Source organism: Streptomyces sp. NPDC053755 (assembly GCF_040677675.1).
Classification (GTDB): domain Bacteria; phylum Actinomycetota; class Actinomycetes; order Streptomycetales; family Streptomycetaceae; genus Streptomyces.
This window is the reverse complement of the sequence record NZ_JBFASK010000005.1, coordinates 71,238-87,519: the sequence shown is the minus strand read 5'-3', so window position 1 is coordinate 87,519 and position 16,282 is coordinate 71,238. Positions and strand designations below refer to the sequence as shown.

At 72.7% G+C, this 16,282-nt stretch carries 16 protein-coding genes; 7 read left to right on the top strand and 9 right to left on the bottom strand.

Going from position 1 to position 16,282, the window contains the following annotated elements:
* The first annotated feature begins 58 nt into the window (after window positions 1-58).
* The gene (locus AB0K65_RS07965; protein WP_365714893.1) at window positions 59-484 is read left to right on the top strand and encodes a MarR family transcriptional regulator; all 426 of its coding nucleotides are present in this window, start codon (window positions 59-61) and stop codon (window positions 482-484) included.
* A gap of 36 nt (window positions 485-520) precedes the next feature.
* Here the strand turns inward: AB0K65_RS07965 and AB0K65_RS07960 are convergent, their stop codons facing one another.
* From AB0K65_RS07960 to AB0K65_RS07950, 3 genes are all read right to left on the bottom strand, one after another.
* Complete coding sequence (locus AB0K65_RS07960) at window positions 521-1,297, bottom strand: maleylpyruvate isomerase family mycothiol-dependent enzyme (RefSeq protein WP_365715055.1); 777 nt, start codon at window positions 1,295-1,297, stop codon at window positions 521-523.
* Window positions 1,298-1,479: 182 nt separating this feature from the next.
* On the bottom strand, window positions 1,480-2,718 hold the full coding sequence (locus AB0K65_RS07955) for an MFS transporter (protein WP_365714892.1): 1,239 nt from the start codon (window positions 2,716-2,718) through the stop codon (window positions 1,480-1,482).
* Between the two features lie 459 nt (window positions 2,719-3,177).
* Window positions 3,178-3,828 carry an endonuclease gene (locus AB0K65_RS07950; protein WP_365714891.1) on the bottom strand — a complete coding sequence of 217 codons (651 nt, stop codon included), beginning with the start codon at window positions 3,826-3,828 and terminating at the stop codon, window positions 3,178-3,180.
* Window positions 3,829-3,921: 93 nt separating this feature from the next.
* Here AB0K65_RS07950 and AB0K65_RS07945 point away from each other — a divergent pair, with 93 nt between their 5' ends.
* Window positions 3,922-5,148 carry an ROK family protein gene (locus AB0K65_RS07945; protein WP_365714890.1) on the top strand — a complete coding sequence of 409 codons (1,227 nt, stop codon included), beginning with the start codon at window positions 3,922-3,924 and terminating at the stop codon, window positions 5,146-5,148.
* A 159-nt stretch (window positions 5,149-5,307) separates the two neighbouring features.
* On the top strand, window positions 5,308-6,072 hold the full coding sequence (locus AB0K65_RS07940; RefSeq protein ID WP_365714889.1) for a class I SAM-dependent methyltransferase: 765 nt from the start codon (window positions 5,308-5,310) through the stop codon (window positions 6,070-6,072).
* Window positions 6,073-6,167: 95 nt separating this feature from the next.
* On the opposite strand, the gene AB0K65_RS07935 is transcribed toward AB0K65_RS07940, so the two are convergent.
* Window positions 6,168-6,449 carry a zinc-binding dehydrogenase gene (locus tag AB0K65_RS07935; RefSeq protein WP_365714888.1) on the bottom strand — a complete coding sequence of 94 codons (282 nt, stop codon included), beginning with the start codon at window positions 6,447-6,449 and terminating at the stop codon, window positions 6,168-6,170.
* On the opposite strand from AB0K65_RS07935, the gene AB0K65_RS07930 reads away from it, so the two are divergent.
* Complete coding sequence (locus tag AB0K65_RS07930; protein WP_365715071.1) at window positions 6,382-6,552, top strand: hypothetical protein; 171 nt, start codon at window positions 6,382-6,384, stop codon at window positions 6,550-6,552. The genes AB0K65_RS07935 and AB0K65_RS07930 overlap by 68 nt on opposite strands.
* A 74-nt stretch (window positions 6,553-6,626) precedes the next feature.
* Here the strand turns inward: AB0K65_RS07930 and AB0K65_RS07925 are convergent, their stop codons facing one another.
* The gene (locus tag AB0K65_RS07925) at window positions 6,627-7,568 is read right to left on the bottom strand and encodes an alpha/beta hydrolase (RefSeq protein ID WP_365714887.1); all 942 of its coding nucleotides are present in this window, start codon (window positions 7,566-7,568) and stop codon (window positions 6,627-6,629) included.
* Between the two features lie 318 nt (window positions 7,569-7,886).
* Here AB0K65_RS07925 and AB0K65_RS07920 point away from each other — a divergent pair, with 318 nt between their 5' ends.
* Window positions 7,887-9,470, top strand: a complete 1,584-nt coding sequence (locus AB0K65_RS07920; protein WP_365714886.1) for an AMP-binding protein — start codon at window positions 7,887-7,889, stop codon at window positions 9,468-9,470.
* Window positions 9,471-9,594: 124 nt separating this feature from the next.
* Here the strand turns inward: AB0K65_RS07920 and AB0K65_RS07915 are convergent, their stop codons facing one another.
* A complete protein-coding gene (locus AB0K65_RS07915) occupies window positions 9,595-11,577 on the bottom strand; it encodes an amino acid transporter (RefSeq protein ID WP_365714884.1) in 1,983 nt (660 codons plus the stop codon).
* Window positions 11,578-12,014: 437 nt separating this feature from the next.
* Between AB0K65_RS07915 and AB0K65_RS07910 the strand changes: the two genes are divergently transcribed.
* Complete coding sequence (locus AB0K65_RS07910) at window positions 12,015-13,073, top strand: hypothetical protein (RefSeq protein WP_365714883.1); 1,059 nt, start codon at window positions 12,015-12,017, stop codon at window positions 13,071-13,073.
* Between the two features lie 202 nt (window positions 13,074-13,275).
* Here the strand turns inward: AB0K65_RS07910 and AB0K65_RS07905 are convergent, their stop codons facing one another.
* The gene (locus AB0K65_RS07905) at window positions 13,276-13,878 is read right to left on the bottom strand and encodes an ATP-binding protein (RefSeq protein ID WP_365714882.1); all 603 of its coding nucleotides are present in this window, start codon (window positions 13,876-13,878) and stop codon (window positions 13,276-13,278) included.
* Window positions 13,879-14,098: 220 nt separating this feature from the next.
* Window positions 14,099-14,413 (bottom strand): hypothetical protein, encoded by a 315-nt coding sequence (locus tag AB0K65_RS07900; RefSeq protein WP_365714881.1) that lies wholly within the window; start codon window positions 14,411-14,413, stop codon window positions 14,099-14,101.
* Between the two features lie 173 nt (window positions 14,414-14,586).
* On the opposite strand from AB0K65_RS07900, the gene AB0K65_RS07895 reads away from it, so the two are divergent.
* Window positions 14,587-15,816, top strand: coding sequence for a PLP-dependent cysteine synthase family protein (locus tag AB0K65_RS07895; RefSeq protein ID WP_365714880.1), 1,230 nt, complete (start codon window positions 14,587-14,589; stop codon window positions 15,814-15,816).
* On the opposite strand, the gene AB0K65_RS07890 is transcribed toward AB0K65_RS07895, so the two are convergent.
* A complete protein-coding gene (locus AB0K65_RS07890) occupies window positions 15,776-16,276 on the bottom strand; it encodes an SRPBCC family protein (protein ID WP_365714879.1) in 501 nt (166 codons plus the stop codon). The genes AB0K65_RS07895 and AB0K65_RS07890 overlap by 41 nt on opposite strands.
* Window positions 16,277-16,282 lie beyond the last annotated feature (6 nt).

Here is a 16,282-nt window from a genome sequence, read left to right as displayed (position 1 = left end):
GTGCAAGTGCATTTAATTCCCGTGCAACAAAGAAGGATCCCTCTGCTAACGTGCGGTCATGGCGGCGTCTGCGAACAACTCCGAACGCGCGCTCGTACAGGAGTGGCGGGACGTCCTCGCGCTGCACGCCCGTACGACGTGCGAGCTCGACCGGGCCCTGCATCCGCACGGGCTCGGCGCGAGCGACTTCGAGGTCCTCGACGTCCTGGCCGAGGGAGCTCCCGCCGACGGCGGGACGGCCTATCGCGTCCAGGAACTGGCCGGCCGGGTCCATCTCAGCCAGAGCGCGCTGTCCCGGCTGATCGCCCGCCTGGAGCGGGACGGACTGGTCGCGCGGGGGATGTGTGCGGAGGACCGGCGGGGCGTACGGGTGGAGCTGACCCCGGCGGGCCGCGAGCGGCACGCGGAGGTGCTGCCGCTCCAGCGGGCGGTGCTGACGCGGATGCTGGCCGAGGGAGACCCGGGCGCGCCTACGGCCAGGTGACGGCAAAGTGCCGCCCTCGCAGCCGGGCGAGCGGCGCTACGACCAGGTGACGGCGGAGTTCTCCCGCCACAGCCGGGCGAGCGAGGCGTCGCCGGCCACGGACACGGCCGTGTGCGGGAGACGGTTCCAGAGCGTCAGATAGAGCCGGCCGGCGGGCCCGCTCAGCTCGCAGTCCGCCGCCCCTGTGTCTTCCTCCCGGGCGCCCGCCGTGGACGCGCCGGCGTGCTCGGTCCGCGGGGGCTCCGGCGACAGGTGTACCGTCCACACGTCTTCGGTGTCCGTCGCCCGTACGCGGAGGGTGCGCGGCTCCTCGGTACGGACCCGGCTGCGGTCACGCGCGTGGAAGCCGCGCAGCAGCTCGTCGATCCCGTCCACGGCGACCGCCTTCTCCACCGGTCCTGGCCGGCCCCCGGGCAGGGCGGACTCCGCGTCCGCGCGGTGGACCGTCGTCTCGTGGGTCTGCCGCCGGGCCCAGAACGCGCGAGGCGAGGGGGCGGGCAGGAAACTCCAGCACTCCAGGGAGTCCGGCGCCTCGTGCAGGGCGGCGACGAGCCGGGCGTGGCCCTGGCGGTAGTGGGCGAGCAGCGCGTCGCCGTCGAGATCGGGCTCGCCGCCGTCGGGGTGGTAGGAGGTGTGTCCCTCGGTCAGGAAGGCGGTCGCCCAGCGGTGGACCATCGTCGTGTGCCGCAGGAGGTCGCGCACCCTCCAGCCCGGACAGGTCGCGACCTCGGCGTCCATGCCCGCGGCGGTGGCGGTCTCGGCCAGGGAGCGGCCGGCCGCGTCGAGGGCGTCGATGTGGTCGGCGGCCTTCATGATCTCCATGTGTCGGGATTCTGCCAGCCGCCGTGGCGGGCGGGCGAGTTGTCTCCCGTCATGGATCGGGGTGTCCGATCGAAGGGCCTGATCGGGCCGCCCCGTCGACGTGCCTGATCGGTGGCCCCGGCCGATGCCCCAGCCGGACGCCGAGGCCGCTCGTCGTGCGTCCGGCGAGGGCCTCAAACCGTCTCGGGCCCGCGTGCGTCGCGTGCCGCGTAACCGATCAGCGCGGCGCCGGCCGCGAGGGCGGCGACGGTGGTCAGGGCGACCGGGAGGGAGAACCAGTCGGCGAGGAAGCCGATGGACGGCGGGCCGAGCAGCATGCCGCCGTAGCCGAGGGTGGAGGCGGTGGCGACACCGCTCGGTCCGGCGAGCGTTCCCGCGCGGGCCACGGCGACGGGGAAGATGTTGGCCAGGCCGAGACCGGTCACCGCGAAGCCCAGCAGGGCGGCCCAGGCAGTGGGTGCCAGAGCGCCCAGCAGCATGCCGGCGGCGGCTGTCGTGCCGCCCGCGACGAGGGTCCGGGTCTGTCCGAGGCGTTCGAGGAGCGCGGTGCCAGAGAGCCGGCCGACCGTCATGGTGAGGGCGAAGAGGGAGTAGCCCGCGGCGGCGACGCCCGGGTGGGCGTGCAGGTCCTGCTCCAGGTGCAGCGCGCCCCAGTCGGCCAGGGCCCCTTCGCCGTAAGCGGTGCAGAGGGCGATCACGCCGAAGACGATGACCATCCCGCGCGAGCCGGCCTTTCCGCGCCCGTCGGTCCCGGCGCCCCCGCGCACTGCGGCGGACGTCGCTTCCGGCAGCGCCGGGGAGGGCAGGCGGAGCAGGACGGGACCGGCGAGGGCCGTCAGGCACAGACCGACGACCGTCAGGCCGAACAGGTGCGTCGCGGGGGAGAGGCTGCCGGCGACGAGTCCGCCCAGGCCCGCGCCGAGCATGCCGCCGAGGCTGAACGCGGCGTGGAAGCTGGGCATCACGGGACGGCGCAGCGCGGCGACGAGATCGACGGCCGCGCTGTTCATCGCGACGTTGATCCCGCCGTACGCCGCACCGAAGAGGAGCAGGACGAGCCCCAGGGCGAGCGGCGAACCGGTCAGCGCGGGCAGCGCGATGGAGAGGGAGAGCAGCACGGCCGTCACGACCGTGACGGCGTGGCTGCCGTAGCGGCGGCACAGGCGCCCCGTCAGCGTCATGGTCACCACGGCGCCGGCGGAGACGCCGAGCAGCGCGAGTCCGAGGTCGCTGGCGGTCGAGCCGGTCTGCTGCTTGATGGCCGGGATCCGGACCACCCAGCCGGCGAAGAGGAATCCGTCGAGGGCGAAGAAGAGGGTCAGAGCGGAGCGGAGGCGGGACAGGGAGTGCGTGGCGGTGTCTCCGCCGAGGCCCCCTGGAACGGCCGTCCGTACTTTGTTTAGTAGCGGCACAAACTCAGGATAGGGGTCCGCCCGAGTACTTTTCAACCAAGCGGGAGGGCGGGATCGGAAAGACGCTCACAGGGACCCCCGGGCTTCCCGGGCCTGCCGGATGTCCGGTGCCTCCGGGGGCTGCGCCCCGTGGCCTCGTGGGCGTGAGGGGCCCGAGGCGCGTCGCGAGCCGGCCAGACCTCAGGGGCCGCGTGCACTTCATGGGCCGCGCAACCCTCATGGGCCGCGTGCATCTCTGGGGCCCCATCGCACCTCGCGGGGCGCGCGCACTTCATGGGCCCCGCGCACTAAACGGGCCACGCCGACCTCATGGGCCACGCCGACCTCATGGGCCGCGCAGGCCCGAGGGACCGCACAACGCCCCCGGGCTCGCTTGAGCCTCAAGCACAGCAAGCCTCCTGCGCGCTGCCCTAGGGCGTGTTGCGAAAGTCCCGCCTGCCCCGCGACGCCTGGCACGCCTTAGGCCGCGTTCTCCGCACGCGTGGACGGGCGGTCCAGGGAGGTCCGGACCAGAGCCGCCGCCAGCGCCGGGAGATCCTCGCGCGGGACCAGGTCCGCCAGTGCGGCGCGGTCGGCGGGCAGGCCGGCGCGCCGCGCGCCCTCCAGGGCGCGTTGGTCGAAATAGGGGCTCACCTCCGGCCAGACCGCCTGCGCCTCGCGCAGGAAGATGTCCGCGCCGGCCGGGCCGATCCCCGGCATCTCGCGCAGTGCCGCGCGCAGCGCGTCCACGTCCCCGTCGGCCTCGGCCCGCATCCGGCGCAGATCACCGCCGTACTTCTCGAGCAGCAGCTCGGCCTCGTCGCCCAGCTGTGTCGCCGTCCGCTCGTCGTAGCGCCGGTAGCCGCCCTCGCCGAGCGCGTCCACCCGCTCCTGCCAGGTCGCGTCCCGCATCCGGCGGGGACTGCGCAGGCCCGCCGAGAACAAGGCTCTGGCGGCGGCCACCGCCGTCGCCGCCCGGATGCGGGCGCTCAGCAGATGGGCCAGCACGAGCAGCTGGTACATCGGCTGAGGCGTGTCCCTCACCCGGATCCCGGCCTCCTCGGCATACGTCCTGCCGGTCTCGCCCTCCAGCAGGGCCTGCGCCCGCTTCGCCGCTTCGGAACGTGCCATGACACCTCCCGCACCGCACGATGTCGCCGCGCCGCTACCCCCTCAGCCACCACCGAAACCGGACCCCTGCCCGATCATGGGAGACTCGCCCCCATGAACGGCAAGGCGACGACGACCAAGACACGACTGGACAGGGGGCGCGGCGCGCTCGGACCCGCGCTGGAACTGGTGCACACCGGCCGCGCGCCCACGCGCGCCGTCCTCACCGCCGAGCTGGGTGTCACCCGAGCCACCGCCGGAGCCGTCGCCGCCGAGCTGGAGGCCCTCGGGCTCATCCGGGTCGACTCCAACCCCGGCGCGGCCGCCGGCTCCCAGGGCCGCCCCTCGCACCGCCTCGCCGTCGCCGACGAGGGACCCGTCGCCCTCGCCGCACAGGTCCACGCCGACGGCTTCCGGGCCGCGCTCGTGTCTCTCGGCGGAACCATCGTCGCCACCGCCCCCGGCTGCGTCACCGTCTCCGCCGATCCCGCGCAGGTGCTCGGTGCCGTCGTCGAGGCCGGCGCCGCCCTGCTCCGCGAGAGCGGGCGCCGCTGCGTGGGGGCCGGGCTCGCCGCGCCGTCGGCCGTCGCCGAACCCGAGGGGACGGCGCTGAACCCGCTCCACCTCGCCTGGCCGGCCGGAGCGCCCGTACGGGAGATCTTCGCCGAGCGCGTCCGCGCGGCCGGTATCGAGGGCCCCGCCTTCACCGGCAACGACGTCAACCTCGCCGCCCTCGCCGAGCACCGGCACGGCGCCGGCCGTGGTGCCAAGGACCTGCTCTGCGTGGCCACCGGCCACCGGGGCGTCGGCGGGGCCCTCGTCCTGGACGGCCGTCTGCACACCGGCAGCGCGGGTCTGGCACTCGAGGTGGGACACCTCACCGTCCATCCCGAGGGCCGTCCCTGTCACTGCGGCAGCCGGGGCTGCCTGGATGTCGAGACCGATCCGCTCGCCTTCCTCACGGTCGCGGGGCGCGCGCCGGGTCCCGAGGTGTCGCTGCTCCAGCAGGCCCGCGACCTGCTGCGCACCCGACCGGACGATCCGGGGGTGCGGGCCGCGACCGAGGAGCTGATCGACCGCCTCGGTCTCGGGCTGGCCGGCCTGGTGAACATCCTCAACCCCGACCGCATCATCCTCGGCGGTCTGCACCGCGAGCTGCTCGACGCCGACCCCAACCGGCTCCGCGCGGTCGTCGCGGACCGCAGCCTGTGGGGCCGCAGCGGCGGCGTACCCATCCTTCCCTGCACCCTCGACCACAACAGCCTGGTCGGCGCGGCCGAGCTGGCCTGGCAGCCGGTCCTCGACGACCCGCTGGCGGCGCTCGGCAGACCGGAGTCGTAGGGGGCCGGACCGGGGCAGGACGCCCGGACCGGAGGCCATGTCCCCGGACCGGGGGCGGGCCCCCCGACCGGAGGCCGGGCCCTGAGGCGGCCCGCGGCGGGCGCCGCGCTTCGGCAAAACGGATGGTCAGGCGACCGATGCGCGAACTAACGTCCGGGCATGACTGAAACGGATCTTCCGCCCCGACTCGGCGCCCTCACCTTCCACGGTCCGCTCTCCGAGGCCCGCGCCGACCGCCTGATCGAGCGGCTCGCCGCCGGCGCGCCCTCCACCGTGCTCGACATCGGTTCCGGCTGGGGTGAGCTCCTGCTGCGGGTCCTGGAGGCGGCGCCGGGCGCGACCGGAGTCGGCGTCGACATCAACGCGGAGGACCTGGCCAGGGGGCGTGTCCTCGCCAAGGAGCGGGGTCTCGCCGGTCGGGTGGAGTTCGTCGAGGAGTCGGCCCGCGGCACCGCGCGTGGGCCCGTCGACGCGATCCTCTGTCTCGGCTCGAGCCAGGCCCTCTGCGACCCGGATCAGCCGCACGACCCGGCCGCCGCCCTGCGCGAACTGCGGCGCCTGGTCACGCCCGGTGGACGAGTGGTGCTCGGCGAGGGGTTCTGGGAGCGCACGCCGACGGACGAGCAACTCGCCGGCATGTGGCCGGGCGCGCGGCCCGAGGACCATCTGCCGCTCGGCGGCCTGGTGGACCTGGCGATCGACGCGGGCTTCCGGCCCGCCTGGATCGAGACGGCGAGCCGAGAGGAGTGGGAGGAGTTCGAGTCGGGCTACCGCCACGAGACCGAGGTCTGGCTCGCCGCGCACCCGGACCACCCCCTCGCCGCCGAGACCCGCGCACGCGTGGACCGGCAGCGCTCCGCCTGGCTGAACGGATATCGCGGGGTGCTCGGCATCGCGTACCTGACCCTGGTGCCGGTCGCCTGACCACAGCGGGGCGGGCGTCCCCGCCCGCGCCGACCCGCCCGAGCCCGGCGTCCGGCCGCCCGCGCGCGTTGAAGGCGCGGGCGGCGGGGCACTCCTCATGCCACCTTGATGACAACCTTGCCCGAAGCGTGACCGTTCTCAACGGTGGCGAGGGCGGCCGGGGCGTCGGAGAGCGGGTGGACCGCGGTGATCACGGGTGCGAGGAGTCCGTCGAGGGCCAGCCGGGCCGACCGCTCCAGGTTCTCGCGGTCGACGCGACGCTCGATGAAACGCCCGCCGAGATCGGGCACAGACACATCACCCACAGCGATGACGTTGCGAGGATCTAAGGGCTGTCCCGCACGCAAGGTCGTCGTCCCGGTCCCACGACTGAGCACCTTCGTGCTCAGCCACGCGGACGACGCCGGGGCTGCCGACCTGGCCGCCCTGGTCTCCGTCCTCATCCGCGTGACCCACCGACGAGCCGCCCATGTCGAGTGAACAGGCGATCGACCGCGGAGCGGCAGCGTGCGGCTCTGGGCGACGGGCTGCCTCCGGCACCTGGACCCTGCTTCTCACCAGGCAGCGCCGCTCCTCACCGCCTGATGCCCGAGGGGCGCGAAGTCGGCGCGGGCCTTCTCGATGGCGGAAGGATGTTCGAGAGGAGTGAGGAAGTCCAGGGCTTCGAGGGACTGGCCGGTGAAGAAGCGCAGGAGGAGCTGGGAGACCTCCCGGTGTCGTTCGAGGGCCGGTAGGTGGTCGGTTTCGCGGACGAGGGTGAAGACGCTGCCCTCGATCGTGGAGGCCGCTTCCCGGCCGAGGTCGGGGCGGGTCAGGGTGTCGTGCTCGCCGGTGAAGCACAGGGCCGGGATGCCGGTGATGCCGCCGGGCGGGAGGCCCTGCCAGTCGATGACCCGTCGTGTCGAGGCGAGGTGACGGTCGAAGGCGGCGCCCGTGATGGCTGACATGTCCCGGGCGAGGAGGCGGGTCACGGCGGCCCGGTTGCGCACGGGCCGGTCGGCGGGCGCCATCAGCGCCGCGACACTGCGTCGGGCGTAGTCGTCGGAGTCCGCGGAAGCCAGGGCGTCGGCCATGGCCCGTAGACCCCGCAGACCTTCGGGCGGATAGAGGGAAGCCGCGCCCATGAGGGCCAGGCGCGCCACACGGTCCGGGTGGTCCTGGGCCAGGTGATAGGCGACCGGCACGCCGTAGGAGACCGCGTAGAGGTTGACCTTGCCGAGTGCGAGGCGGTCCAGGACGTCGGCCAGGACACCGGAGAGGAAGTCGAACCCGTAGGCGGCGGGCAGGGGATCGGACGCGCCGGAGCCGGGCAGGTCGACGCTGATCACGGTGGCGGCCTCGGCCCACGGGCCTTCCAGCCGGCGGTAGGAGTAGATGTTCTGGAAGGCGCCGCCGACGATGACGATCGGCTCCGTGCGAGGCGCGGGGTTCTCCACGATGCGGCACTGGTAGCCGAGTCCTTCGAAGACGAAACGTTGCACCTGAGCGGCAGTCATGAGGGTCGGGCTCCAAGCACGTACGGGGACACGTGACGTGATCAACGACCCCACCGGTCAATGGATCTTGTCCCGGCTCTCTGATCACACGATCGAGGCACCGCGCACCCTGGGCCGCAAGGCGAGCCGCCGAGCCAAGCACCCGATCAGCGACGTCCGAGACCGAGGGCGGCGTGCCGACGGGTATCCGGCCGGCGCGAGCACCCCGTTTCCACTGGATCCGGCCGCAACCGCCGCCGGGCCGGCTCGTTGCCACGATGCACGGCGTCCGGCTCGTCACCGACCGCGCACGACGCTTCCACGGACCCGGAGGAGAACATGTCCGATGCCTGGCGCCCGGCGCCACCAGGCCGCCCCTTCGTCAGCTACGCCGAGACCCTCCTCGAGGTACTCGGTCGACAGCCCGACCGGCCGGCGGTGACCGCCCCCGGCGGCCTGAACGTCTCCGCGGCCGCGTTCCGCGACGCCACCCGACGGCTTGCCCGGGCCCTCGCCGCCCGCGGTGCCGGCCCGGGACGGACCATTGCCCTGCTCGCCGGAAACACCGTGGAGGCGCTGTCCGCCCGCTACGCCGCGACCCTGGCCGGCGCGCGCCTCGTCTACCTCTACGAGGTACTGCCCCCCGAAGCCCTGGCGCACATCGTGAACAGCGTCGGGTCCCCCCTGCTCCTGGTGGACTCCAGCCGGCACACAGACCTTCGGCACCTTCTGCCTCTCGTGCGCGTGCCTGAGGTGATGACGCTCGGCCCGGGACCCCACGGCGAGGACATCCTCGCTGAAGCCGCCCGTCTCACTCCCGCCCCCCTCTCCAGGCCGGTCGATCCCCACGACGACTGGTGCATCCGCCATACGAGCGGCACCACGGGCATTCCCAAGGCCATCCAGGTGACACACCGTCAATACCGCCGCTGCCTGGAAAACCTCCGTGTCCACGCCGGCAGCCCACCCCGCTACCTCGCCAACACACCCCTGTCACACGTCGCGGGTCTGTGCACCGACCTGACCCTGCTCCAGGGCGGCTCGGTCGTCCTGCAGCACGCCTTCGAAGCAGGCGGGGCACTCTCCGCGATCGCCCGCGAGGGCATCACCCACCTGTGGGTACTGCCGCCCCTTCTCCACCAGCTGCTCGACCATCCGGACCTCGCGACCACCGACGTATCCAGCATCAAGCGGATCACCTACGGCGGCAGCCCCGCCTCCGCGGCCAGACTGCGGCGGGCGACGGACGTCTTCGGCCCCGTGCTCTACAGCTGGTACGGACAGAGCGAGACGCTCGGCCTCACCGAGGTCGGCCCGGACGAACACGCACGCATCGGCCGCCACGGGCAGATCACCGTGGGCCGAGCCATGCCGGGCGTGCGGATCGTGATCCGTGACGAGCACGACGAAGCCGTGCCGCCAGGGGAGCAGGGCGAGATCCTCGCCCGGTCCCCGGGCATGATGCGCGGCTACTTCGGCCAGCCCCGACTCACCGCCGAAACCATGCGAGACGGCTGGGTGCGTACCGGTGACATCGGATACCTCGACGACAAGGGCTACCTCTTCCTCGTCGGCCGCTGCAACGACATGATCAAGGTGAGGGGCGGAGGCATCTACCCGAGCGAAGTCGAAGCCGTTCTGCTGACCCACCCGGCCGTGGCCCAGTGCGCCGTCTTCGGCGTCTCCGACCACGACGCGACCGAACACGTCCACGCCGCCGTCGTCCCGGCCCGAGGCCACCACCCCGACTACGACGACCTCCACGCCTTCGTCACCGCCCGCAAGGGCAGCCGATACGGGCCGCGCGCCGTCCATCTGCTCGCCGCCATTCCGCAGACGCCCGTCGGCAAGCCCGACAGGCACAAGCTCCGCGAGCTGTCGAGCGGCCCCCACCCTCCGGCGACCGCACCGCGACGGTCATGACGGCCGCGCAGACGGTGGGAGCGGCGCTCTCCACACCCGTCCGGTGAGCCGGAGCAGAACTCGTGGCCCGCCTCTCGGTATCCGCCTCCGGCACCCCCGGCAGGGGTGTGGACGGCTGCGGCGGTCAGCCGCCGACGTGGATGCCGGGGCGGCGGTCGGGGTCGGGTTCGTGGCTGCGGATGATCTCGCGGGTGACCGGAGCGGTGTCGCCCCGGCCGAGAAGGAAGTAGCGGACCATGTGCACCAGCGGACTGCCCTCGGCCCAGGCGAAGTAGCAGTGGGGCTGCACCCCGGTGGCGTTGCGCAGGGCCAGCAGGATGGCGGCGATGGCGTTCGGTGCGGCCGGTGCGGCCGCGCGCAGGATCCGGTGGTCGCCGACCCGGGCTCCGTGGACCGTGAGGGTGTCGCTGAAGTCCGAGGGATCGACCACGTCGATCTCGAGGAAGACGACGTCGGCGCGGCCGGGCACCGGATTGACACCGCGCTGCTCACGCTCCTTCTCGCTGTACTCCGCGACATCGCCGGCCTGGCGGCGGTTGGCGATGACATTGATGGAGTTGTCGTAGGCAAGGGTGTCGTCGATGAACCGGCGGGCGTCGGCGTCGAAGACGATGCGGTCGGCACGCAGTTCGGTGGTGCGCGCGACGCGGGAGATCAGCGACACGATGACGATGCCGGCGATGAAGAAGACGGAGATGACGATGCCGTCGGGCTTGTCGACGATGTTGGCCACCAGGGCGTAGAGCAGGACCGCCGTCAGGAGGGTGAAGCCGACGGTGGCCGCGCGCCGGCGGCGGCGCCCGGCGGAGACGGTGACGGCGAAGGCGCCGGAGACCATCATGGCGAGGATGCCGGTGGCGTAGGCGCCTGCCTGCTCATCCACGTCGGCCTTGAAGGCGATCGTGATGAGGATGCACAGGAGGGTGTAGACGATCACGACGGGACGTACGGCGCGTCCCCACTCGGGGGCCATGCCGTAGTCGGGGAGGTAGCGGGGGACGATGTTGACGAGGCCGGCCATGGCGGAGGCGCCGGCGAACCAGAGGATGAGGATGGTGCTGATGTCGTAGACGGTGCCGAACACCTCCCCGACGTGCTCATGCGCCAGATACGCCAGAGCGCGGCCGTTGGCCGCCCCTCCCGGTCCGAATTGCTCGTGCGGGATGAGGACGGTGGTCACGAAGCTCGCCGAGAGCAGGTAGACGCTCATCACGAGGGCTGCGGCGGTCAGCAGACGGCGGGTGTTGCGGATACGGGCGCGCAGCCGCTGCTCGGGATCCGCGCCGTCGGCAGCGACGAGCGGCATCATGCTCACGCCGGTCTCGAAGCCGGACAGGCCCAGAACCAGCAGCGGGAAGGCCAGGAGGGCCGGGCCGAGGAGGTCACCGAAGCCGCCTCCGTTTCCGGCCAGGGCGTCTGTCCACGCCGACCAGGCGCCGGGAGAGGTGAAGACGTGGACCAGTCCCACGGCGATGACGACCGCGTTCAGGGCGAGGAAGAGGGCCACCAGGGGGATGGCCACGCTGACGGCTTCGCTGAACCCCAGCAGGAACACCCCGCCCAAGACCAGCAGCAGCACGACGGTGAGGGCGACCTCGTGGCCGTGCAGCACTTCGGGGAAGAAGGGGTTCTCCACCACGTGAACCGAGGCGTCCGCGGTGGACAGGGTGATCGTGATGATCCATGAGGTGGCCACGAAGCCGAGCAGGACCAGCACGAACAACTTGCCCCACCAGAAAGGGAGAAGATCCTCCAGCATCGCCACCGACCCTGCTCCGTGCGGGCTCTCCTTCGCCACGCGCCGGTACATCGGCAGCATGCCGAGCAGGGTCAGCGCCACGATCAGCAGCGTCGCCAGTGGCGAGACCGCCCCCGCGGCGAGGGCGGCGATCGCGGGCACGTAGGCCAGGCTGGAGAAGTAGTCCACGCCGGTCAGGCACATCACCTTCCACCACGTGTGAGGCTCGGCAGGCCCCTCACCCGCCGCCGGCCCCACTGGCTGCACCCGGTGACGCAGCATCCACTGCGCCACCTTTCCCGAGGGCTGCGTCCGAAGCGCCGGACTGTCCACCACCTCCGGCATCACCGGCTCGTTCGCATCCTTCATAGCCCCCATCGACCCTTCCCGAACCGCTCGACCCACGCGCCCGACGACGACCACCGAGTACGGGCCCTGCCGCAGGCACGCACCTGGACCGGAGCGCCCGGCTCTTCCTGCCCGTCCTACGCATGTGCCCCGTTCACTGCGCACCACCCGGGGCAGCTCGCCGGCCGTCGGGCGGGCGCCTGCGTCCGGTGGCGGGAGGGGGCAGGTGCGCTGCGGGCGCTGACGCGTGCGGCCGGGAGGTGTTCGAGCGGCAACTGCCCGGGGACGGGGCCGGTATGGGGTCCGCGCCTGATGTGACCAGCGCGGACGGGCCTATGGCGGGGGCATCGATGCCGTGCGACGGGTGCCACCCGCACTCTGTACGATGCGGTCGCTCGACACACCTCCCGAGGAACCTCACGGGCCGTCATGCCCCAGCGCCGGAGAAGACACTGCCCATGCACCGCCCGCCCGCTCCTTCCCACCCGTCGCCGGATCCGGCAGCTCCCCGCAACCGCTGGTGGTCGACCATCCGTGCCCGCATCGGATTCCTCCTCGCCGTCCCCGTGCTGGGGCTGATCAGCCCGTACCTGGGGTTCGCGGTGATGGTCGTGGCGATCGTCCTGGTCTGGAATGACGGTTCCTGGAGGAAAGGCGTCAAGGTGACCGCCACGGTGGCGGCGTTCGCGCTGTTCGGCTCGGTCGCCCCGGATCGGCCCGCAGGCGGGACCCAGGGCACCGCGGCGCGGCCGGACGGGAAGGCCGCGGGGGGCGCGGGCACGATGGGCATCCCCGCCCGGACGTCTCCCTCGCCGTCCCCGACCGCCAAGCCCCGCCCTGCGGCGAAGGACTACCGGGGGATGTCCCTGGACGACGCCCGGGAGGCCGCGGAGGCAGCCGGGTTCGGCGTGGACGAGCACGACGCGTCCGACGAGGACAAGAGCATCATGATGCGGCTCAACTGGACGGTCTGTTTCCAGCGCACCGGCTGGACCTCGTCCGGCACGAAGACGATCGACTTCGGTGCCGTGAAGAAGGGCGCCCCGTGTCCTCGGGAGGACGGGGGCGCGATCCCCTGGCCGAGGATGCCGGACCTGGTCTGGAAGACGTGGAAGACCGCCCACAAGGAGGTGACCGCCCTCGGAACCGTCCCGGCCGACCACATCATGGCGTCCGCGGCCTACGTCAACGACCAGCTCCCCGACAAAGGGGAGTACGACGACTGGCGGGTGTGCGTGACCGACCCGGCGAAGGGCCGCGACGTCACCGTCGCCATGTGGGTGACGCTCGAACTGACCCATCCGGACAACGGCTGCCCCCATCCCGACGGACAGGACGGCGATCGGCCGCGCCTGCCGGACCGGGACGACGACGGCGACCCCGACTACCACGATCCGTTCCCCGGTGACCGGCACCGCGACAGCACCTTCCCGGACGGACCGCAGGGCGGGTCGGGTGGCTCGTCGGACGGCGACGGCGGCGGAGGGTGGAACTGCCCCCGCACACGGTGGTGCTGACGTGACAGGGACTCGCCCGACCGCATGCGGGGAACCAGGACGTTCACCGTCAGCCGGTTCCCCTCGTTCGGCCGCGCCGCCGCCCCGGGGCGGACGGTCTGACCCGCCGCCCCGCGACCGGTCCCAGCCGGGCTGATCCCCCCGCCCCGCGTCCCTCCGGCCCGCCATCGGCGCGGGGCGGTCGGCGGAGCGGGGTCCGGGATCAGCCCGCGAGGGCCGAGCGGGCGGCGGCCGGCGCCCGGACCGGCTCCGTCGGCGTGCCGAAGGGGACGCCGTCCAGGCTCGTGCCGTGAGCGCCGCCGAAGCGGCTGTGGCCGGCGAAGGGGCCGTCGGTGGTGGCGCCGTAGACGGCGTGCAGCCGGGAGGGGAGGGCGATGGCGGGGGCGGGCGCCGGAAGGGTGAACCACACGACCTTCCCCTTCTCGCCGTGCGGGCGGATGCCCCAGCTCTCGCTCACCGCCTCGATGATGGCCAGACCGCGGCCCGATGTGGCGTACTGGTCGACGGCCTCGGCGTTCCGCGACCCCGCCGTGCCACCGAAGTCCGGTATCCGCGGGTCGCTGTCGTGGACCGAGACGGTGAGGCGGTCGAGCATCAGCTCGATCTCCACGGTGCACATCTTGTCCGGCTGTGCGTGCCGGTGGACATTGGTCAGCAGCTCGGTGACTCCGAGCGCCGCATGGTCGATCAAGGCATCGAGATGCCAGTAGCGCAAATGCGCTGAAACGATTCTGCGGACCTGACCGATCCGCGACGGCAGGGCCTGGAGCTCCACCGTGCAGTGCCTTCTTGGCTCGCTGATCACGGCTGCGACTCCCCGAAGTAGGTCCGGAAGAAGACGAAGGATCGGATCTTTCATGCGCTGCGCACGGCGGCGGCGGGCTGGGTCACAGCGTCACCGCCGATAAACCCTCAGTGAGGTGGTTCCAGCGTGAACCAGGTGTGACGGCTCCGCAACTCGCGGCGACCTCATCCGGCCGCCGCCCCCTCACCGCTCTCCGCGCGAGGCGGCGCTCGTCGGACCTTCAGCGCCCCTGCGAGGCCTTCCGCAACGCTTCGAGGAAGCGGCCGGGGCCGGACACGTGGTCCCGCGGGCCGTCCATGGTCAGGCGGTAACGGGTCCCGTTCACCTTCGCGACCGTCTCGTCCGGCTTCGCGAACCACGGCCGGCCGGCCCGGACCGCGCTCACCGGCGCGCTGTCGATCTCGCTGCCGTAGCTGGTCAGCAGCGACAGTCTGCCGTCCTCGATGCGGACCTCGCCGGCCCGGGTCAGCGACCGGGGCCACCGCTCGATGCGCACGCCCGTGGCCGTGAAGTCGGGCTCCGTCGACTCGCTCACTCCGCCCCCTCCGCTCGTGATGTCCCCTCCAGTGTGCCGGGCGGGCGGCGGCCGCACCAGGGGCCCTCCCGCAAGGGAGCCCTATGGAACCCCAAAGCGAAGGTTTGCGCAGGTGAGGGGGCTATCGTCGGCAGTGGGGCAACGTGTGGGGCCGCAGAGAGGGACGAGAACGCATGAGCACCACGGAGAACGACGACGCCGTGCGAGACACCGCGCCACGGACGGCGAACGCCGCGCCCCGCAGCGGGGCGCACGCCGCGGACACCGCGCCGGAGGCCGCCGAGGCCCGGGAGGCGGCAGGCGCCGTCGGCACGGTCGACGTCGACCGCAGCGACGCGGAGTACCGCGCCTGGCTCAAGGACGCCGTCCGCAAGGTGCAGGCCGACGCCAACCGTTCGGCCGACACCCACCTGCTGCGCTTCCCCCTTCCGGAGACGTGGGGCATCGACCTCTACCTCAAGGACGAGTCGACCCACCCGACCGGCAGTCTCAAGCACCGCCTCGCCCGCTCGCTCTTCCTCTACGGCCTGTGCAACGGCTGGATCCGTCCGGGCAAGCCGGTCATCGAGGCGTCCAGCGGCTCGACCGCGGTCTCGGAGGCGTACTTCGCCAAGCTGATCGGCGTGCCCTTCATCGCCGTGATGCCGCGCACCACCAGCCCCGAGAAGTGCCGGCTGATCGAGTTCCACGGCGGCCGGTGCCACTTCGTCGACGACTCGCGCAGGATGTACGAGGAGTCGGCCGCCCTCGCCGAACGCACCGGCGGACACTACATGGACCAGTTCACCTACGCCGAGCGGGCCACCGACTGGCGGGGCAACAACAACATCGCCGAGTCGATGTACCAGCAGCTCCGCCTGGAGCGGTACCCCGAGCCCGCCTGGATCGTCGCCACCGCCGGGACGGGCGGCACCTCCGCCACCATCGCCCGCTACGTCCACTACATGCAGCACGACACCCGGATCTGCGTCGCCGACCCGGAGAACTCCTGCTTCTTCGACGGCTGGACCCGGGAGGACCCCCTGGCGACCGCCGACTGCGGCTCCCGCATCGAGGGCATCGGCCGGCCCCGGATGGAACCCAGCTTCGTGCCCGGCGCGATCGACCGGATGATGAAGGTCCCGGACGCCGCCAGCGTCGCCGCCGTCCGCGCCCTCGAGGCCGCGATCGGCCGCAAGGCGGGCGGTTCCACCGGCACCGGACTGTGGAGCGCGCTGAAGATCGTCGCGGAGATGGTCGAGCGGGGCGAGACCGGCAGCGTCGTCACGCTCCTCTGCGACCCGGGCGACCGCTACCTCGACAAGTACTACTCCGACGCCTGGCTGGCCGAGCAGGGTCTCGACATCGCGCCCTACGCGGCGGCTATCGACCGGTTCCTGGCGACGGGTGCCTGGCCGGAGTGAGCCGCAGGTCGAGCCGGCGCATCGCGTCGCGGAAGGAGCGGCCCACGCCCGGGCGGGCCAGCCGCATCAGCGTCAGGAGGGGCGCGGGCCCGTCGACGGCCATCGTCCAGCGGACCCGCGTGCCCGGCCCGGCGGGGGACAGCGACCAGTCCTCCACCATGGCGCGCACGGCCGGGGCGTTCGTCTCGTCGATCCGGTAGGCGTAACGCCTCTCCGGATCGGCGGCCATGACCGTCTCCCGGAACCGCACCCCGCCCCGCAGCCGGACCGTGCGGCCCGCGCCCCCGCCCGTCGGGCTCGCGGAGAGGACCGCCGTGAACCACGACGGCCAGCTGCCGACCTCCTGTGCCAGCGAGCGGTAGACGGCGTTCGGCGGGGCCGCCAACTCGGCCGTGAAGGCCAGACGCAGCGGTGCGGAGGCGGCGAAGTCGAGTTCCACGAGCCTGAGTCGGCGTGCCACGGACCG